This is a genomic window from Luteibacter sp. 3190 (genome assembly GCF_031456385.1).
GTDB lineage: Bacteria > Pseudomonadota > Gammaproteobacteria > Xanthomonadales > Rhodanobacteraceae > Luteibacter.
Window position 1 is genome coordinate 1,098,473 of sequence record NZ_JAVDUO010000001.1, and the last position, 20,913, is coordinate 1,119,385.

Consider the following 20,913-nt stretch of genomic DNA (forward strand, 5'->3'; position numbering starts at 1 on the left):
ATCCCTGCTTCTGCCGACGAAGAGCGCCTCCAAGCCGTCAAATATGCGCTTGGCGCTTCGCGCCCTCAGACCAAGGGCTTAGCGCAGCGGCTTGACCTGTGAGGGAGCCGACTATCGCATGCGGGCGCGACGCCTGTGATAATCCTCTCAGGGCCAAATGCTCTGAGGAAACCCGGAGATCGCCAGTGACTGATTGGACGCTCGAGCTTCACCACCCAGGGATTGCTGCGATTTACCGCAATTACCTGTTTGCCCTGGAAAACAACCTTCGCTATTACCTGGCCTGCGTGGCCTTTGCCGAGCACACAGTGTTTGTGGGTGCGGAGGCTAACAGCCCCGTACGTGCCAGTCACAACTTCCCGGACGTGGCGACCTCCATGCGCACGTTGCGCGATATCGATCAGATGCGACGCTCCGGCGAATTCGCTCAGCTTGCCCGGTCGCAGTCGATCATGGGGGTCCTGACTGCTTTTGGCGATGCAATGAGCGATCTCCGTACCGCGCTTGGCATGCCTGTACACACGATCAAAAAGCCCGTCCTGGTGTCTATTCCTGGCGGTGGCACCTACGCCGTCCGTCCGGCGGCACTACGTATCGCGCACCATCTCAGCCACCAGTACGCCCTGACCGAACCGTTAAGCTCGACCTATTCGATGCTACACATCAACAGTTTGATCAACCTGCGCCACATGTTCGTGCATAACCAAGGTCGGTTCAGTGAGGACTACCGCGATCATGTGACCCGACGTTGGCAAGCACTGGCCGCCGGCGAGCAAATCATTTTCGACGAGAACGACTTCGATGATGCCTTGTACTTCGTGACCAGCAACTTACGCGGATTTATCGGGGCGTTAGATCGGAGGGTGTCGTCCAGCGGGTGAGCAGTCGCGCTGGGAGTCGTTTTGCGTTCCCGAGGTCGTCGTCGATGGTGCCTGCCTAGGCCCTGCCGGGCTGCATGATCGTGGTCCATTCGCAGGACGGAAGATCGCGCGACCCTGGCCGCCCTGTCGCGGGCAGCACGCCGGACCCACGCCCACGCACCCGATCATGCTTTGTCAGGGGCTGCGTTTGCGCCGCACGACGGGTGACTTACCAGGCGCCCGGCCTTTGACTGCTGCCTTGCGAGGCGTTGGCTTGGCGGACGCCAGGCGATGCGCCTCCCACTGCGCCCTGGCCACGGCGGCCTCGCGCTCGGCCTTGGCCAGCGCGTCCTTCAAAACTTGCTCGCGCTGGATCGAACGGGCAGTGGCAAGGTCGCGTTCGCGCAGTTGGGCGTCGAGTTGCTTCTGCAGCGTGCGCACGTCCTGCCGTGCCCGGTCCACCTCGGCGTGGGCGCGATCCTCGGTCGCGCGCATATGCTCGCTGTGGCGCTGTCGTTCGGCCGTCACGCTCACCTCGCGCTCATCAGCCTGACGCCGGTGCTGGGCCAGTTCGGCCTGCATCTGCCGAACGTGCTCCTGGGCGCCATCGCGCTGACTTTCAAGATCCGCAGCGCGATCCTGGAGCTCGGCCAAAAGGCCTGTCAGGTCGCTCAAGCGCTGCTCGATGCGCTCGCGTGCCTGAAGTGCATCGTGGGCCAATGCCCGCGCATCCTGCTGCTGGGCGAGGAGCGTACGTGCCTGGTCCTCGAAGGCTGCGCGTTCGGCAGCTAGAGCACTGCGGTCGGTGGCGAGCGCCTCGCTTGCCTCGGCGCGCGCGGTGTGCAGGGCGGCATCCCACAGTTGGGCGGCCATATCGCTGATGGCCAAGGGTGCCGCTGGCAACGTGGCCATTTTCCGTTGCGCGGTAAGCCGAAGGCCCAGCCTGCCCCACCAGCTTTCCAAGTGCCGCGTGACTGTGTTCGGCGAGCCGGTGCCCAAATGTGCACGAACGCGCTCGACGGTCGGCCGCTCGCCCGCCTCCACCAGTGCATCAGCCGCGTCGTGCACGTCGTTTTCCGTGATTCCGCGTGCCATTGATTTGCTCTCCTTGGTCGACTGCTCTGCCCTTTGATTCTCTACTCGCGATAAGTGATGATTATCGTGGGTAGACGCTTTCTTTAGTAGTATATATTACATAGTATGAAAGATATTTCACCGATTCCGACCTTGGCGCGACCCGCTTCCAGTCTGGCGTTGCCGATCCAGCTGGCCCAACAGGCGGCCGACGCCGTGCGCGAACTGCTTGCCGAAGCCGCGGCCGCCAACACCACGCGTAGCTATGCCAGCGCCCTGCGCTACTGGGCCGGCTGGCACGCCGCGCGCTACGGCGTCGAGCTGACTTTGCCGGTGCCCGAAGCCACCGTGCTGCAATTCGTGGTGGACCACGTGGTGCGCCGGTCGGCCGACGGCGAGCTGGCCTGGGAGCTGCCGCCGGCCGTCGATCAGGCCTTGGTCGCGGCGGGACTGAAAGCCAAGTTGGGCCCATGGACACTGGCGACGGTTCGGCATCGGGTCGCGGTGCTGTCGACCGCGCATCGCCTCAAACACGTGACCAATCCCTGCGAACAACCGGCGATTCGGACCGTGCTGAGTCGCGCCGCCCGCGCCGCGGTCAAGCGCGGCGAACGGCCCCGCAAGAAGACGGCTATCACTTTGGCCGAGCTGGAAGCGATGCTGGCCACCTGCGACGACAGTCTCGAAGGCCTGCGCGACCGCGCCCTGCTCTGCTTCGGCTTTGCCAGTGGTGGGCGTCGGCGCAGCGAAGTGGCCGCCGCCAACCTGCGCGATCTGCGCCGGATCGGGCCGCAGGGCTTCATCTACCGGCTGGAGCACAGCAAGACCCAGCAGGCCGGTGTGACCGCCACCTCGACGCCCGATAAGCCGGTGCTGGATCGCGCGGCCCAGGCCCTGGAGGCCTGGCTGGCCGCCGCCGGGATTACCGAGGGGGCGATTTTTCGGCGGCTATGGAAACACCGCCTGGGCCCTGCCCTGTCCCCGGCGGCCGTGGGCGAGATCGTGCAGCGACGCGCCAAGCTCGCCGGCCTCGAGGGCGATTTTGGTGGGCACAGCCTGCGCTCGGGCTTCGTGACCGAGGCGAGCCGCCAGGGCGTGCCGCTGCCGGCAATCATGGCGATGACGGAGCACCGCGCAGTGTCCAGTGTGATGGGGTATTTTCAATCTGGTAGCGCAGCGGACAATCCGGCGGCCAGACTACTTGATGAGCCAAGGCCGCCCGATCGATAGTCGCAGCGTGATCAACCTGTCAGCGTGTGCGGCTTGTCTATATGCTTGCATCCGGTATGGCGCGCTGAAGTAAGCCAAGAAACGGCGCGTTATAGGGAGCTGCAGGAGTTTAGGGGGTTTGGCATGCTTAGAAGATTTCGCCTGGAACGTTTGGGGGCGTATGAGCGACTCGTCATTGCGCATCGCCTTGCCCAGATGCTCGACTGCTTCATCGAAGGGCGAACGGCCGCCGTGGAGATGGGGAGCGAGCAAGGCGGCATTCCCCACTGGGACGATTTCGTAGTGAGGCACCAAGACGATGTCTTGGAGCATGTCCAGATCAAGCGTCAGATTACTGATTTCAGCACGGGACCCGCGCAGCGCGCCGGCACTTCGGGGACGCTTTCCCCTTTGGACCATGCGCTCGCCAGCTTAGCCAATTGGTCTCGGCCCGGTAACGGCAGTGCTGGCGACTCCCGCAAGTTCATTCTTGAGATTCCGACCCCCGCTTCAGAGATCAAGCGTGACTTGCGTGTGTCGCACCTAGAGGACCTGTGCACTGTTTGTCGCTTGCATGGCACAACAGTCGTCGGCCTGGAGGCGCGGATGGCCACCGATGGTCCAACTCGGCGCGCCTATGAATGGCTAACCAGTTGGTGTGGGTTTGACGACTGGGCGCATATTCTTGCCGCGTTGCGACGTGTGACGGTCCAAGCGGGTGGCTTGGATGCTGATTTGCACGATAAAACTCGGAATCTGTTGGCGCGTCATTTCACCGATCCGACGCGGGCTGAGGAATTACTGTTGTCGTATATCGGCAACGAATCGGCTGACGTTACCTCGATCACCTGTCCGCCAGTGCTGAGGCACCTTCTTCCACTCGCTCGACCGGATCTCGTAACGTGGACCCAATACCGACGTGACCATGCTGGCGCGAGCTGGAGCATCTCGGGAACACATGGCATTCAAGGCGTCGAGATTGAAGCCGCGCAGCTGGTCGTCGATGGACTCTGGCAACCGAGCGGGGCGCTGCGACGCCTGCGGGTGGCTGCTGGCTGCCCGCAGCAGGATCCGTCCAGCCCATCTATAGCAGCCGCCATTCTGCGGCTGGCACTGCATCTTCAGGGCGGGAGCCAAGGGTTACTGACTGGGGAGCCTGGATGGCGCGCCCGGGCGAGCCAAGAGCTTGGCCACACGCTGGGTGTCGGCGAGAGCGACCTAGACCACCTCACTTGGGTCGACGATGCACAGAAGCTCAACCCCAGCTCGCAGCGTGCCCTGCCGAGCATCGTGGCTGCTCGGGAGGAAGCTGGCGCCCTGGGTGTGGCTATGGACAATGCTGTGTGGCAGCAGATCATCGCCAAGATGCAAGATCGCCTAGGCGTCGTCGCTGATCCGCCTTTGCTTGAAGCGATGGAGGTAATGTGGACAGCTTGGCGTGAGGCATTGGATCAAGCGCCTGCCGAACGCGCGCAGCTTCTAGCGCTGATGCTCTACCCTGTTGGCGAGGGGCGAAACGCCGCTCATGCGCTCCGCGTGGGGCCTAAAACAGTCGACCTGCTAGCAATGGCTTTCGAGACGATGCTTCTCGTTGCCGTGGCGGTGGGTGGCGATGACTCCTCTTGGAGGGAGTTCACGGAGTGTGGCGCTGTCACTGCTATTGCATTGAAGCGCTGGTCGGGGCCCTCGGGCTCTCCGAGTGCCGTACGTGAGGTGTCTTCAGACGGGCTTGCGGCTCTATTGGGGCCAAACACCTCACCGGTGGTTGTGCTATCTGGCGTCGAAGATCCTCCGTCATTGGTGCTGGAGATAGGACTCGCCGACGACGCGAGCGTCGGGACAAGTATGGGCGCGCCGCGCCAACCACAGTTGCTCGTAACCCGATCACGCATTCAGCGGCATCTTCGCCAAGGCACGTTGGAGTCCGTCCGTGATCACTTCCGTGCGCAACGGCGCGGTCACATTGAAGCGCGCCAAACGGCTATCCAATCCTTTGACGCGGGAGCTTAAGATGCCAATCGATTCCATGATCGCCGCGATCGAGGCGCGTGCGTACGGACGGTTTACCGTCGCACCCGGAAGCAATGAGCTCATGCCTGCGTCTAGCCAGCTCACAGAGTTTGCGTGCACAAGTGTCTCCCGCCTGCAGAGAAACGGTAGTTCTGCGGGTTGGCGTACGATTTTGTTGGCCGAGGTGCAGTTCACCTCTGAGGCGATCCAAGCGTTGTACAGCTGGGCCGCGGACGTGCGAGAGCAATTACCCGAGCCAGAGACTGCTGATCTCTACATGTTCTTGCTCATCAATGGGATTCCGGACGAAGAGGCGGCACGCATTGAGACCGATGATCGCTTCTGCCGCAAAGTTGTGCAGCGTGATTCCGAGTCCTTCGCCGATCTTCTAGACCGAACATTTCTTGCCTTGATCTCCCACGATGCAGGTGCGGGGGTGATTGGGGATCCATTGCAGGCAGCATTGACTGGCTTGGCCGACGAGCACCCTTGGACACAGGGGCACATCGACGTTTGGCGCGAGATTCTGCTCTCGGGCAAGACGGGCGCGGATCTCGCCCGCGCGCTTGCATCGGTGGTGAAGCCGGGGGGAGTGGCACCGTGACCAAGTTGACAACTCTAACCCTTTCAAACATTCGCCGGTTTGGCCCTGAGGTCACGATCGACTTCAGTCCAGGCGCAACAGTACTGCTGGCACCCAATGGAACAGGTAAGACTGCAGTATTTGAGTCGATCGAGCTGGCGCTAACCGGCAGCGTTGCGAGGCTACAGAATGACCTGACGCCGCTTATCCGCGACGGCAACGATCAGGCGCAGGTCCGGCTGCTCCTTGAGGAAAATGAGCGTGTCGTTCAAATCGACCGCAATCGTCCCATCCAGATCCACGGAACTCTCGAAGGGGTCTTCGGCAATACCGATCAGGCCGACTTGCCCTTCCTGCTAAGGCTGACGCACCTACTCGATCAGCGCGAGCGCGATTGGTTTGTGCACGCAGAGGCTAAAGCAGCTGGCTCACAACTCGCCAAGCTTCCGATAGGTCGTGACGGTACTCAAGCGAATTCGGTATTGGGTTCGGCGCGGCGGTATCTCAGTGATCAGCTCAATCAGGCAACTGAGCGGGTCAACCAGGCAGCTTCTGAACTCGATGAATGGCACCACCTGCTACGCGAACGGGACGCATCGGCCGCAGAGCTTGTGAGGCCACTCAAATCGCGAGCCGAACTTTCTGAGCTTTTGATCCTGGCCGCTGAGACTTTGCCAGATATCCAGCTGCCGGCACTCTCTGGGGTGGAGTCGCTCGCGACGGCGCGTGACGTCCTGCGGCAGGGCATTTCTGCCAGGCTTGACCGGATTGATACGCGGCTCACAGACCTATCGAGCGTCGCTGGATTGCTGAGCTCCTTCGGTGCTGAGCGAGACCGTGTGTCTCGTTTGCAGTTGGACCTTGCTGAGGTCGCGAATGGTGCAAACGCGCAGAGGCAAGAGATTGCGCGACTCTCACTTGGCTTATCCCAGCGTGCGAGTCAGATCGGACAGGTTGAGCAGCGCCGCAGTGATGTTGCTCAACGAATCGCCAGGTTCGCCGAGGAAGCAAAGGCAAAGGGTGAGCTGGACCGGCGCACGCGAGAGCTAGGAGAGGCGGGAATCGAACTGGCCGATGCCGAGGCCGCCATTGTGACCTTGCGAGATCGTCGCCAAGCGATCGAGCGCGTCAATCAGCAGCACGATAACCTACGCTCGAAGCAACAATTACTAGCACGCACGGGGCACGAACTAAGCGAGGCGGGGAAGCTTGTCGAGCGTTGGGAGGCGGCGCTCAAGGAGGCCGAGTCTACGCAGCGCACTTTGGTGATGGCACAAGACCAGCTGCAAGTTACTAGCGCAACCTATCAAGACGCCGTGGCGAGTCATGCCAGGATGGAGAGGTTGGAGGCTGAGGCGCGAGGTCGGCTGCAGGCCGCCTCACTCGCCGCTGACTCAATGCGGCAAGCCGTCTCGATGGTCGCCATTCACTTAACTGCAGACCGGCAAGACTGCCCGGTTTGCGGAGTGCATCATGGCGCGGAAGAGCTGCGGCAGCGTGTCCATGAGTCGCTCAGCGCCATCGATCCGCTACTAGGAGCTGCCGAACGAGAACTTCAAGACGCCGCCGAAGGATTGAAACGTTCCGAGGCTTTGGTCTCCGAGACCAGAGCTGCACTCCAGTTGGCCCGAACGGCAGTATCGCGGGCCGAGGGCCAGCGCGCAGCTCTTGCGGCCGAGACTGATGCCATTCGAGCGAATCGCCTCGTCGCGGCCGACACTGTTGCCTCGGCCCGCCAAGCCATCGGCGATCGCGCGGCGCAACTAAGCACCGCTCAGCGTGCGTTGTCGGATGAATTGTCTGCTGCGCCGATTCCGGTGCCACTAGATGAGTTTTCACAGGCAAAAGCGGCTTTGGATGTTGCCAGTCAGCGATTGGAAGGCGCTCGTCTTGCAGCCGCAGAGGCTCGTGTGCAGCTTGATCATGCGACGCGCGTCTATGCGTCGGCACGAAGTGGCGCCGAAGCGAATGCAAGCTTGCAGGAGTTGTCGACTGCCCAGCTAGACATCGATCGCGATTTAGCGGCCCTGCAAGCTGCGTACAACAGCGATAGTGAAACACTCTTGCGTCAGCAAGGGCAGCTGAGTGAGTTGGAATCGCGCGCAGTCGAGATTGAGCAGCAGGTGGCACACGCGCAATCGCGATTGGCGTCGATCCAGAACTCTTGGAAGCAGCTTAGCTTGCCGGGCGACCCGTCGGCCGAAGTAGCGGTAGCAGTGGAGGCACAACTTACATCAGAACGAGAGGTTCTTGAGCGTCAATCGAGCCAGGTTGAGGCGATAGAGACCGAAATTGTCCGGTGGCAAAAAGCCGAGCAGAATCGTTTGGCAGAATCCATGCTCGAACGCCGTCGAGGCGGTACCAGCGAGTCAGAAGTCACGGCGCAGCTGAGCAAGCGCGTGGACGATGGTATGGCGTCAGTCGGCCACCTCGCTCAAATGTCGCGTGCGCTCGAGGCACTTTCCGGCCGTCTCTCCACAGAAATCGGTAACATTCACGACCATGTGGTGGCAGTCGTGCCACTCTGGCGCAGCCTGTTGAAGCGGATCGTTCGCGATCAACGCTTTGCTCAAACGGATCTGGACTTCTACAGTCACTACAAGAAGGAGCACGCATCTGTCCTCGTGCCTCTGCATGGCACGTCGGTACCGGTTCCGTCGATTGCAAGCGAAGCACAGATGACAGACCTGCAACTCACCTTCCTTCTTTCAATGGCTGTCCGTCACCACTGGTGCTCTTGGCGCGCCCTGCTCTTGGATGACCCAACTCAGCATCACGATTTGGTACATGCTGCATCCGTATTCGATGTCTTGAGAGACTACATCGTGGACCAAGGGTTCCAGATCGTTGTGGCTACGCATGACGCGCTACAAGCGCGCTTCCTCATGAGGAAGCTACAAAACGACGGCATACCTTCCAGGCTTTGGACGCTGACTCCTACAGCCAAAGGGGTTACAGCGATCGCTGGCAAATAGGACAAATTGCGCCCCGTCCTCGGTGGTGGGTGCTTTTTTTAGGTAGACGGTTCCTGCCCTGCGTTGGGGCAAAGCTAATCCGAGAAGAGTTGAGCCCGTCCACAGAACTTCTCCCTCCTCTACCCCCGATAACTCTTGCTAATCGTTTCAGGGCTCCGGGTTGGTGTTGGTGCCCGTTTTTCCTGATCCCGAGCACGTGAGATGATTGATGCCAATGTATTTCCAAGATCGCTAGCTTGGTCGGAATCGCTGATGCCTGGAGACGGCAGACACGGCGCCCTCGTTCACCACTGCACTTTCCACAGAGGTGCCTACGCGAACGCCAGTGGGGCGTATCGGCTCTCCTAACCGCCTACTCGTCTCCTTGAGCAGCAAGACAGGTAACCTGCTTGCCTGCTGAACCGCTCAGGCATGAAGTGGCAAAGGTGCGCGAGGCTACATCGGCGGTGCAAGCACCCCGGGCCGCCATTCGGCCGTCTTCCGGTTCCTCAGCTGGCTTTCCGTCAGCGCATGAACCCTGCCCGTCGCATCGTGAATCCGCGTGGCGCAAGCCTCGGGCTTAGTCGCGGCAGCCCGGTCGTAGTCGCGCAGCATGGCTTCGCGAATCTCATGGGGTGTCGGGGGTCCCCGGTCGCTGGGAGGACGGTCGGTCATCGCGCCTCCGTTGCCCGCGTCACGTAGACACACTGAACGTAGTGCTCGAGAGCACCATCTGCCAGAGGGATGCTGTCGCCCTCAACCGACGCACCGTCCAGCGTTAACGAGCCCGTTTCGCCCGGAGCAGCCCGGCGCAACTCGATCACATACGTTGGCGCGCCGTACCGGTACGTGACGGTGTAGCCGGCCCACCTTGCCGGCACGCAAGGCGCGATGCGCAAGCGCCCCTCGACGAGCGTCAGACCTAAAAGCGATTCGAGCAGCAGGCGGTACATCCAGCCCGCTGAGCCCGTGTACCACGTCCAGCCGCCTCGCCCGACATGCGGAGGCACCGCGTACACGTCGGCGGCGAGCACATAGGGCTCGACCTTATAGGTGCCGACGGCGGCCGCATCGGCCGTGTGGCCGGAAGGTAGGATCATCCGGGCCAGGTCCCATGCATGCTCGGCCTGGCCTAGGCGGGCGAAGGCCATGGTCGCCCATACCGCGGCATGCGTGTACTGCCCGCCATTCTCGCGGACGCCAGGCAGGTAACCCTTGATGTAGCCCGGATCCATCGCCGTGCAGTCAAAGGGCGGATCCAGCAGCTGGATCAGGTGCGCATCGGGGCGAACCAAGTGGGTATCGAGCGACCGCATCGCCTGGCTCGCGCGCTCATCACCAGCCCCACCCGAAAGCACCGCCCAGCTTTGCGCCACGGCATCGATGCGGCACTCGTCATTGCGGGCGGACCCAAGCGGCGTGCCATCGTCGTACCACGCGCGGAGATACCACTCGCCATCCCACGCATGCGCTTCGATGTTCGCGACAAGGCGGTTTGCCTCCTCGATGCAGCGCGCGGCGAACGCATCGTCACCGTGTGCCGCTGCTATCGGGGCAAATTCCCGAAGGACTTGGACAAGGAAGAAGGCCAGCCAGACACTTTCCCCCTTCCCGCCCTCGCCCACCCGGTTCATGCCGTCGTTCCAGTCGCCACTGCCCATCAACGGCAGTCCATGCGTTCCGCGTGGCATCGAGCGCATCAAGGCCCGGACGCAGTGCTCATAGAGCGTTCCGCGGGTACCGGAGGGTCGCGGAAGGTCGTATAAGGACTCCTCTTCAGGCCGCAGGGCGCGCGCCTCGATGTACTCGATCGACTCTTCGAGCACGGCGGTATCACTGCTGGCCATGACATACCGACTCGTCGCGAGGGGCAGCCAGAGGAAATCGTCCGAGCATGCGGTGCGCACGCCCCGTCCAGACGGTGGGTGCCACCAGTGCTGCACATCGCCTTCGACGAACTGGCGCGAAGCACAAATCAGCAGTTGCGCCCTCGCCATGGCGGGCGCGGCATGCTGGGCGGCCATGGAGTCCTGCAACTGGTCGCGGAAACCGATTGCCCCACCGGACTGGTAATACCCGCTGCGCGCCCACATCCTGCTCGCGATCGTCTGGTAGAGAAGCCAGCCGTTGGCGAAGACATCGACGGCCGGCTCTGGGCTCTGCACCTGTACTGCGCCGAGCAGGTCACGCCATTGCGCACGCACGTCGACAAGCTCACGCGCCGCGGCGCCGTCCTGGCGGTACCGCTGCACGAGGTCACGGGCCTCGTCCTCGCTCGCGCCCATGCCCAGGCGGAAGACCACGTCACGCGACTCACCGGGGGCCAGGGGGATGCTCACGCGCAACGCGCCGCACGGGTCCAGCCCTGCCCCGACCCGGTTACTCCAGCCCTGCCGGCGCAGGGCCAGCGGCGACGATGCACGACCATTGCGTCCCAGGAAGTCGCCGCGGTCGCCGCCCATCTCGCGATCCGCATCGCCCACGTCGAAGAAAGCGATGCGGCCGGGGAAATCGCCGTTATACGCGTTGCGCGCGAACAGCGCGCCCGTCGTCGGGTCGATATCGGTCACCACGTGCATCGCATTCTTCTCGCGAATATCGCCCAGCACCCACTCCACGTACGCTGTCGCGGTGAGCAAGATGGCGTCGGGACCGTGATTGGTGATGCTGAGCACCTGGAACCTGACGGGTGCGTCGTGAGCGACGAACACTTCCAGCCGCGTGGCCACGTGGTGCTCCGTATGTTCGAACACCGTGTAGCCGAACCCATGGCGGGTCGTGTACGTGCCCTCCCCACGCATGGGCAAGGCCGAGGGCGACCAGGCGTGGCCTGTCGCCTCGTCGCGCAGGTAGAGCGCCTCGCCACAGGCATCCTCCACGGGATCGTTCTGCCACGGCGTGAGCCGGCAGCCGTGGGCGTTTCCAGCCCAGGTATACGCGCTGCCGCTTTCCGAGATGACGCTGCCGAATCCCGCATTGGCCAGGACGTTGCACCAGGGTGCGGGTGTAGCAGCGCCCTGCTCCTGCGTGATCACGTATTCCGTGCCGTCGGCGGAGAACGCACCGCTGGCCTGCGCCGAAGGCAGCGCGGGCGGAGGCATGCTGGGCATCCAGCCCGCCGGGGCGGCGACCGGCGGCCGTAGCCCCATGCGATGGCGCTCCATTTGCTCCTGCAGCGAACCCAGCGTATCCACCACCACGATCCGCGCGCTGGCCTCCATCACCAGGCGGTCTTCGTACGACAAGGGCTGCGCCGCGCGGATATACACACCGCCCGGGCGATCCAGGAGGCTGGCTTCGGCACCGGAGGCGAGCAATCCGATCAAGGCATCGTGCAAGGCCTGGCGGTAACCCGTGCTGTCTTCGTTCCAGATCACCAGGTCCACGGCGAGCCCGCGCAGCCGCCAGTAGGCGGTCGCGCGGATGAGGTCACGCGCAATATCCAGACGGGCGATATCACCGATGCGGAGCAGCACGATAGGAAGGTCGCCTGAGACCGCTTGTCCCCAAAGGCCCGACTGTCCTCGCGTGTTCGCGGCGATCAGTGAGGGCTCCGCGCGCATCGCTGCGTTCGCGTAGATGATGGACGTGGCCATGTGCTCGAACAGCTGCGCATCGGCGAGCGTGGCATTGGCCTGGCGCAACGTCACCTGGCTATGGGTCCATGCAAGGTCGAACACGCGGTCGCAGAGATGCCGGTCGCGGTATTTCTCGATGAGCCGCATGCAATGGCTGCGCTCGTCGCCTATGCCCGTCACGAAATCGAGGGTCGCCGTCTGTTCGGGTTCAAGCGTGATGCGTACGCGAATGGCCACCACCGGATCCAGGACGGGGCCTGCGGTGCCGGACAACTGACGCGTCCTCGGAGCAAGCGCGACGGGGTCAGCCGCGCTGCGGCCACGGCCGATGAACTGGGCCCGGTCGGTTTCGTAGGAGATTTCATCGATATCGGCATCGTGCACAGCAACCAGGTGGCACATCCACGGCGGCTTCTCCGCCGAGGAACGGCCGCGGCGCGTGCATAGCAGCGCCTGCACCGAAGGCACGATCTCGGTGGTGACGAACAGCTTGCTGAAGGCGGGGTGTGCGGTGTCGCTGGCGGGATCGGCAAGCACCACCTCGGCGTAGCTGGTCAGCTCCACGGTGCGCCGCGTCTTGTGCCGATTGGTGATACGCGTACGGCGAAGCTCGATATCGTCCTCAGGCGAGACCACGATCTCCGTGTGCGTTTCAAAGCCACGTTGGCGCACGCGGAACTCCGCCCGGGACTCGGCGAAGATTGCTTCGAAGCGTTCCGACTCGCGCATCACGGGCTGGTAGGCCGTGCTCCAGACCTCGTCGTTGGAGGGGTCGCGCAGGTAGCAGAACATGCCGTGGTGATCGCGGGTGATGTCCTCACGCCAGCGCGTCACGGCCATGGTGTCACGCCGGCTGTACCCGCCACCCGCGCTGCTCACCATGACGTGGTAGCGACCATTGGACAGTAACTGCACGGCCGGTCGCGGACGATTCGGGTCCGTAAACAGGCGCAAACGCGTCTCGGGAGCGACCGCCTGCTGCACGCTGTCGCCGATGCCCGTGTGCTTGAGGTATTCGCTGGACGAGAACGGCACCCGCTCCTGCAGCAAAAGGCTCGTGGCCATCACGTTCGGATCCGACTCGAACCGGCGTCGCATCGGCTGGTCAAGCAAGGCGTGCGCAATCGAAAGCAGTGACATACCCTGGTGATGCGACATGTACGACTGCACGACCGCCGCCTCCTGGCCCGGACGCAGGCGCGATGGCGTGTAGTCGACCGCCTCGTACAGGCCGTAACGGCCAGCCATGCCCGCGTCGCTCAGGCGCCAGAGATTCGTGGTGGCCGCCGCGGGGGAAACCATCAACGCGAGCACGGTGGCGTACGGCGCAACGACCAGATCGTCGCCCAGGCCTCGCTTCAGGCCCAGGCCCGGAACACCGAAGGCGCGATACTGATAGGTCATCCTCGCATCGACGGCGTTATATCCGGATTCCGAGACACCCCATGGCACGCCGCGCTGCCTGCCGTACTCAATCTGTCGCGCGACGGCATTTCGCATGGTCTCGTCGAGCAGGCTTCCCTCGTACGTCGGCATGACCAGCACCGGCATCAGGTACTCGAACATCGAGCCCGTCCACGAGAGCAGCACGGGCAAACCTTCCGCCGTCGTCAGCAGGCGGCCGAGCGAGAACCAGCTCGCCTGCGGTACCTGCCCCTGCGCAATCGCCACGAACGTGGTCAGGCGCGATTCGGAGGCAAGCAGGTCATAGAAGGACACATCCAGCGCATGCCGTTCGAGGTCGTAACCGATGGAGAACAGGCGCCGGTGCTCGTCGTACATGAACGCCTGGTCCATCACGGCAAAGCTGCCCGCTAGTGCCGCGGCTTCTTCAAGCAGGCGAAGCTGCGACCGAGCCCGTTCGCCGCGAACGCTGTCCGTTTCCATGGCCAGCTGCGTGAGCGATGGAATCGACGGGCTACCCACGGCATTGCCGTTCCACCACGTGGCCTCTGCCACCAGGTCATCACACTGCCCGGCCAGCCGTTCCAGCCAGAAGGCAGCGTCGTCAGACGGCACGCCCGAAAGCGAGCTGTGCAGTGCCCCGGCCCGGGCTTGCTGCTCCAGCGCGAACGCCAGCACTTCGCTCATCGACGCCGGCGGTGCATCCGTGGCCGTGGTCAGCACGCTGGACCAAGCGCGGAGTTCAGGCGGGCTCGCGAGCGACAATGCAGCATCGAGGACGGCCAGCGTATCGCGCAGGCCGTCGATGGATTCGCGACGGAACACGGGTTGCTCCGACAGGCCCAGGAGCCCGCGTTGCAGCGTGATCAGGTGACCGGCAAGGTTGCCGCTATCGACACTCGAGACATAGCGGGGATGCAGCGGCTGGAGCGTCTCGGTGTCGTACCAGTTGAGGAAGTGGCCACGGTAGCGTTCGAGCAAACCAAGGGTCGCCAGCGTGGCCGCGGTGCGCTCGAGGACGCGGCCGGCGCCCAGGTAGCCGAAATCGTAGGCGGCCAATCCCGCCAGTAACCCGAGCCCGATATTGGTGGGCGATGTGCGTCGCGCCACATGCGGCTGCGGCACCATCTGCAGGTTGTCGGGTGGCAGCCAGTGGTCGTCGGGCCCGCCGTGCACCTCGAAGAATGCCCAGGTGCGGCGCGCCAGTTGGCGCAGGAACGCGAGGTCGTACGCGCTAGGTACGTAGCGCCGACTCGAGGGCGACCGGCTGACCCACCACGCGATCAGTGGCGACAGGGCCCACAGCAGCAACCAGGGTAGCGCCACGGCCAGGGCCGATGGTCGCAAAACGACAAGAGCCACTACCACGACCACGGTGGCCGCAGGGCCGACCCACAAGGCTGCCCACGGCACGCCGCGATGGTTGCGCCCCAGCTTCGCCACGGCGCTCGATGAGCGCCATTCAAGCAAGTGCCGCCGACTGATTGCGACACGCCAGACCGACCGGAGCATCGCATCCAGCCCCGAGTGCGCATCGTGTGGCAGGGAGGCGATCGCCAGCACGAGGCGGGCCACATGGTTGCCCAGCGCAGTGAGCGCGACGTGCGCCTGCTGCCGCCAGCCGATATCGCGCGGCTTGCGAACCGCATCAAGGGTTGCCTGCAACAGGATCGGCAGCAGCGCCATGGAGAGCACCGCCAGCGTCCACGTCACGACGGGCGCGATCGCAAGCCAGCCCACGATCAACAGGAACAGGGTCGCGGCAGGAACGACACTGCGGCGCAGGTTATCGAAGATCTTCCAGCGGGACAGGCCGCTCAGGTCGTTACGCCGCCAACCGTCGGCCCCCGGAACCACCGGCATGAGCCACGGCAGCAATTGCCAGTCACCACGCATCCACCGGTGCCGCCGCTGGCTCTCATCGATGTAGCGGTCGGGCATGGCTTCGAACACGAGCACATCGCTGAGCAGCGCGGAACGCGCGACGCAGCCTTCGATCAGGTCATGGCTGAGCACGCGCTCGGGCTTGAAGCGCCCGGCCATGGCGTGCTCGAAGGCGTCGACATCGTAGATTCCCTTGCCGATGAAGGACCCCTCGTGGAAGAGATCCTGGTACACGTCGGAGGTGGCGCGGGTGTACGGATCCACCCCAGCATCGGCACCATAAAGACGTGCATGAAGTGAGGGCGCTTGGGCCGGCAGCGCGATGCCGACACGCGGCTGCATGATGCCGTAGCCCGACGTGACGACGTGGGCGGCAGCATCGAAGGCCGGCCGGTTCAGGGGATGATCCATCGCACCGACCAGCAGATGGGCCGTGTCCCGTGGCAGATGGGTGTCGGTATCGAGCGTGATGACGTATCGGATGGGCGGCAGATCCTCGAAGCGCCCCACGATGAGCTGGAAGTGTTCCCTTCCCTGCCCTCGCAACAAGGCATTGAGTGCCGCCAGCTTGCCGCGCTTGCGGTCGCCGCCGATCCACAGCTGTTCGGTGTCGCTCCACTCCCGCGGCCGGTGAAGCAGGAAAAAGCGATCCGTTTCGCCGCTGGCATACTTCGCATTGAGGGCGTTCACACGTTCAAGGGCGTACTGGAGCATCGCCGTATCACCCGGTAACGTCGAGGATACGGCGTCCGTGAAATCGGTCAGCAGCGCAAAGTGCAGCGCGTCGTCGCGGTTTGCGAGGAACCGGATCTCCAGCGCGTCGATCAACTCATCCACATCGCCCAGCTCACCCAGCAGCGTCGGCACGACGACCAGGGAACTGGCTTCAGGCGGGATGCCCTCGCTGTAATCCATGCGCGCAATGCGGTCGGGGCGCGTCAACAGGGACGTCGCCAGGTTGAGCAGCCCAAGCGCGAACTGACTCGCCAGCAGCGTCGCGGCCACCGCCAGCGCCACGACCATCCCCGTACCCAGGTTCGCGAGCATGCCTGCGCCCATCAGGGCGACGGTGAGGGCGAACGTTACCGTGACGAGCACCGCCATCGACAGGCCGAATGGCGGCCTGGGCGCCGGCGCAACGCGGCCCTTTCGGTAACCGGGGAGGCCAAGCTGCTGTTTCAGCGCCGGCAATCCATCGCCCTCGAGGTGATAACCGACGTGACGGGAAAGGCCTTCCGCAGCCAGGCTTGCTTCGAGCACGGCGCGCGCAACATGGAGCTCGTCGAGCTTGCCCTTGCGTGCGAGGCGCTCGATCTGGTGCCGGTAATCGTCACGGCTGGCGAAGTCCATCCGCGCGTAAACGCCGGCGGGGTCAGCGCGCAGGGTGGCCTCCACCAAGCTGGTACGCTCAACCAGAACCTTCCAGTCGATCATAGCGAGCATGCGCAGGCTGCCGATGCTGTTGCCTATCGACACCTGTTGCCCAGCTTGCTGCTGGGACTCCACCTGGACGAGATAGTCGATGCTGTGGCCCGATTCGGCGAGCCGCTGTTCAACCCAGCCCAACGGCATGGCCAGCGCCGGGCCCTGGCCTTGCAGGCGCCGGACGAGCTCAGCGACGAAAGGGGCGCTCATGACCGGCGACGAGCGCGCCATGTCCGCAACGACGAGCACGACATTCTTCGCGTCTTCCGCCGCCATCCGGGTCATCGCGTTGGCCCACCGCGTCGCCCGCCTGCGGCCCGCGCGGTCCAGCGTGACGCGTACGGCGATGCGGCGCAGGTTCTCGATCAGTGCGATGCGCAGCATGATGGGCACCGCCCATAGCTCGCCAAGATTCAGCGGCGCGACGGACTGATAGGACGTGAGGAAACGGGTAAGGCCCACCTCGTCGATGCGTCCATCCCCGTGGGCGATGACCTCCAGTGCGATGTCATATGCACGTGGCAGGCCTTTCGAGGCCCCGTCGTCAAGCTGCACCAGCTCGCGGCTGTAACCATTCGGGAAATCCCTCTTCGCCGTCCGGATCTGCTCCTCGATGAGGTACAGGTTATCCAGCAGCCACTCGCCGGCCGGCGTGGTCGCTTCACCCCGCTCACTCGCCGCCATGAGGCCGCGGCAGGCATCCAGGATCGTCAGTTCGTTATTCGCGAGTCGTGGCAACAGCCATTCGGGCGCATGCATCGGCGCGACCCGGTGACGGGCGGCAAGGATGGGTCCGTGAGCTTCCAGCTGATCCGCGTTGAAGAGCTCCGCGCGTATGACAGGCTCACGCTCAATGCGCGCGGAAGTGCGTCGCCGGCGAGCGCCGAGCAGGATCAGGTCCCCGCCAAACGTGGTGCGAGGAGATCCATGGTCTTTATCCTGCGAGGGGGTGACGAGCGCCCGGAACCAGCAGTCTCCCCCTCGTTGCGTTACGGCAGCGCGAGGGTCACGTCGCGGTGGGTAGCCGATGCCTTCGGATCGGTTCCGGTCTCCTAACCGCCCGGGAACACCAAACTACGATCACCGTCACGCCGACTGCGCCAACATCGCCGAAGGATCAACCGCGAGCCGGTGCAAGGGGCCCAACATGACTGTCATCCTGTTCGAACTAGCGCCGCAAGATCGAATGTGTATCAACGTCGAGCTACGCTCCGATGTCCAGTACTGGACCAGAAAGCTCGCCGTATCCGAGCTCAAGCTGCGCCGGGCCGTAGAGCATGTTGGAACTAACACCTACGATGTCATTGACGAGCTTCGACGCTGCCGGGTCCACTGACGTGCGACAGGTGCACTCAGCATGCCCAGTCTAGAATCAGCTCTGATGGCACACGCTGGTCTGGTGATGGATGCCTCCGCGTTGGATGCAGCCACGCTCATTGGTGATTTTGATGAAGCGCGGTTTCTGGCAATGACCGTCGCAAGTGCGGCAGGGGACGCCGGGTTCACCGGCGTCGCCCAGGCTGCCGCCCATCTGGCCGTGGCTCTGGGGCCAATGGGGCTTCCCCCGGGAATATCGTTTGGCTCGTACCTAGTTCTCCTAGCAGACGCCCTCGACGAAGCAGACCCCCGACAGCGCTGACTCATTCGCCTACCTTTCACGTCACCGACAGTCGGAGGTTGCGCACCCAGGTCAAGGACGTAAATTTCGAATGTCCGCGCGACGCCAGCAGCGTGCCTATATACACCATATGCGACGCTTGTTCTCGCTCAAAGGTTTTACGCACGGACTCCCTGGGCATCACGTACGACTTTTAATGAGGTTTTCGCTCACAATCGCCACACGGAACTTCGTTACGATGGGGCGCGAGGCGATCGACATGCACGATACCCGGCTTTACCGTCGGAAGCTCGTGCAGCTCGACCTGACGGGGCCCGCGTACGCAGCTAACGCCTGCATTGCGCAGGCGCAGCGCGGTGTCCAGACCATCCTGGCCACGCCTGACGGCCAAGAACACCTGGCCCGCTTGGACTGGAAATCGGGCACAGTTGGGCGGTCGTTTCGCATCGCCATTAACGGGGCAACCGAAGGCAACAGTTTGCTGGAAGCCTTAGTCCTGAGCGGCCGCGTGTCGCGGCTCCTACCCGTGATAACCATCCCTAATCATGGGGTTAGAAAGGTGCTCCTCGGACGGCATTACGTTTCGATGGATGATAATGGCGGTTCCTTCGCCTTCTCGCGCCACCGCGCCGCGTGGACCTCGAAGAGAAGCGCGCCGATGGCGTAATCGACTTCCGAGCGCGCGCGCCCGAGTTCGAGGTAGTGCTTCGCCCGGTATGCCTGACTGGCGACGCCATGGCGCTCCATCAGCACCGCAATGCTTGCAATGGTCATGAGGCCCGAAGATGCAGCGACCAAGTCGTCGGAGGCCAGGGCGTCATCAACAAAGGCCAGAGCCTCAGTCAAAAGCTGGTCAGAGGCGGATGGCTGACTAGGCAGGTTCTTTCTTACGTTATCAATGTCCATGGCGGCGACAACACGGCGGACGGTATTTGCCTATACGGCACTCTTCCGAATTCGGATGCAGCCTGACTTCCGCTTTCACAGGACAGGCCTTCGGCGACTTCTGGCCACGAAGCCGCGGAGGACGTTCAATCGGCCATGGCTCGACGGGCTTCTTTGCCACCCCGCGACGCTGTTACCCAAGACGATCCAGCCCGCGAGGCCGGAAACGACTGACCCCATGAGGATCCCGAGCTTCGCATCGTCCTGCAACTCGGGGTGCCCCTTGAAGGCGAGCATGCTGATGAAGAGGCTCATCGTGAATCCGATGCCGCACAGGAGTGCTGTGCCGAGCAGCTGCGCGTTCCCTGCGCCACGCGGCATTTGAGCCAAGCCAGTCCGGATCGTGACCCAGGAGCTGCCGAACACCCCCACGACCTTTCCAACTGCCAACCCAAGGCCGACCCCGAGCGTGGTGCCGGAAAGCAGCTGATCAGCGCTGACGCCTCCGAACGAAATTCCGGCGTTGGCGAAGCCGAACAGAGGGAGAACTGCGACCGGAACGATGCGGTGCAAGGCATGCTCCAACCGATGCAGGGGCGAGTCGCTGCAGTCCCCGTCCGACGGGAGACGACCCTTTCGGTCCCGTATCGGGATGCACAGGGCAGTCGCCACGCCGGCAAGCGTGGCATGCACGCCAGACGCGTGTACGGCCACCCATAGGGCTGCGCCGAGAAGAAGGTAGGGCCATAGCGATCGAATACCCGCGCGCCCTAGTCCGGCCATCGCCAGCACCAGACCGCCCGCCACGGCGAGGTACGCGAAGTGCAACTCCGGGGTATAGAAAATCGCAATGATGACCACCGCGCCGAGGTCGTCAATGATCGCCAAGGCGGCAAGGAAGGCCTTCAGCGAGGCTGGAACGCGGTCGCCGAGCAAGGCCGCGATACCGAGCGCAAAGGCGATATCCGTGGCTGACGGTATGGCCCACCCCTTAGCCGCCTCCGCTTCCCCTGCGTTGCAGGCGAAGTAGATCAGGGCTGGCCCGGCCATTCCTCCCAAGGCCGCAACTCCGGGCAGGACCCGCTGCGCCTTCTCGGCCAGCTCCCCGTCGATGAACTCGCGCTTGATCTCAAGGCCAACCAAGAGGAAGAAGACAGCCATGAGGCCGTCGTTGATCCATTCCTCAATCGTCAGCGGTCCAGCTTCAACAGAAAGTGTGCGGAAATACGCATCGGCACCCTGGGTATTCGCGACCACCAGCGCGAGCGCCGCCGCAGCCATCAGCACCAATCCGCCAGCGGCGGACCCGGAGACGAAATCGAGAATCCGCTCGAGCGGACGCCACACCAGCTTCTTCAACAACGCACCGCCCCACCACCGCAGAGCAATGGTTATCTTCGACGGCGGCGACGGGGTCAACCCCTACCTG

General features: G+C 63.5%; 10 protein-coding genes. 6 read left to right on the forward strand and 4 right to left on the reverse strand.

The features are described 5' to 3' along the window. Window positions 1-185 precede the first annotated feature (185 nt). Entirely contained in the window at window positions 186-881 is a 696-nt protein-coding gene (locus J2X58_RS05030) for a hypothetical protein (RefSeq protein ID WP_310046755.1), read from the forward strand. A gap of 174 nt (window positions 882-1,055) precedes the next feature. On the opposite strand, the gene J2X58_RS05035 is transcribed toward J2X58_RS05030, so the two are convergent. Continuing rightward, window positions 1,056-1,955: a DNA-binding protein gene (locus J2X58_RS05035; RefSeq protein ID WP_310046757.1), complete on the reverse strand. Its 900-nt coding sequence runs from the start codon at window positions 1,953-1,955 to the stop codon at window positions 1,056-1,058. A gap of 105 nt (window positions 1,956-2,060) precedes the next feature. Between J2X58_RS05035 and J2X58_RS05040 the strand changes: the two genes are divergently transcribed. The 4 genes from J2X58_RS05040 to J2X58_RS05055 all read left to right on the forward strand — a co-directional run bounded on the left by J2X58_RS05040 (window position 2,061) and on the right by J2X58_RS05055 (window position 8,711). Further along, window positions 2,061-3,164, forward strand: a complete 1,104-nt coding sequence (locus J2X58_RS05040) for a site-specific integrase (RefSeq protein ID WP_310046758.1) — start codon at window positions 2,061-2,063, stop codon at window positions 3,162-3,164. A gap of 123 nt (window positions 3,165-3,287) precedes the next feature. After that, window positions 3,288-5,153, forward strand: a complete 1,866-nt coding sequence (locus tag J2X58_RS05045; protein WP_310046759.1) for an ABC-three component system protein — start codon at window positions 3,288-3,290, stop codon at window positions 5,151-5,153. A 1-nt stretch (window position 5,154) separates the two neighbouring features. Next, the gene (locus J2X58_RS05050; protein WP_310046761.1) at window positions 5,155-5,757 is read left to right on the forward strand and encodes an ABC-three component system middle component 1; all 603 of its coding nucleotides are present in this window, start codon (window positions 5,155-5,157) and stop codon (window positions 5,755-5,757) included. Continuing rightward, a complete protein-coding gene (locus J2X58_RS05055; RefSeq protein WP_310046763.1) occupies window positions 5,754-8,711 on the forward strand; it encodes an AAA family ATPase in 2,958 nt (985 codons plus the stop codon). The genes J2X58_RS05050 and J2X58_RS05055 overlap by 4 nt, the downstream gene beginning before the upstream one ends. 650 nt (window positions 8,712-9,361) lie before the next feature. Here the strand turns inward: J2X58_RS05055 and J2X58_RS05060 are convergent. Next, window positions 9,362-17,740 (reverse strand): glucoamylase family protein, encoded by an 8,379-nt coding sequence (locus tag J2X58_RS05060; RefSeq protein WP_310046764.1) that lies wholly within the window; start codon window positions 17,738-17,740, stop codon window positions 9,362-9,364. 388 nt (window positions 17,741-18,128) lie between these two features. Here J2X58_RS05060 and J2X58_RS05065 point away from each other — a divergent pair, with 388 nt between their 5' ends. Further along, window positions 18,129-18,317, forward strand: a complete 189-nt coding sequence (locus tag J2X58_RS05065; RefSeq protein WP_310046766.1) for a DUF3606 domain-containing protein — start codon at window positions 18,129-18,131, stop codon at window positions 18,315-18,317. 858 nt (window positions 18,318-19,175) lie between these two features. On the opposite strand, the gene J2X58_RS05070 is transcribed toward J2X58_RS05065, so the two are convergent. Both J2X58_RS05070 and nhaA read right to left on the reverse strand, forming a co-directional pair. Then, window positions 19,176-19,505 carry a hypothetical protein gene (locus J2X58_RS05070; RefSeq protein WP_310046768.1) on the reverse strand — a complete coding sequence of 110 codons (330 nt, stop codon included), beginning with the start codon at window positions 19,503-19,505 and terminating at the stop codon, window positions 19,176-19,178. A gap of 75 nt (window positions 19,506-19,580) precedes the next feature. Beyond that, window positions 19,581-20,843 carry a Na+/H+ antiporter NhaA gene (gene nhaA, locus J2X58_RS05075; RefSeq protein WP_310046769.1) on the reverse strand — a complete coding sequence of 421 codons (1,263 nt, stop codon included), beginning with the start codon at window positions 20,841-20,843 and terminating at the stop codon, window positions 19,581-19,583. Window positions 20,844-20,913 lie beyond the last annotated feature (70 nt).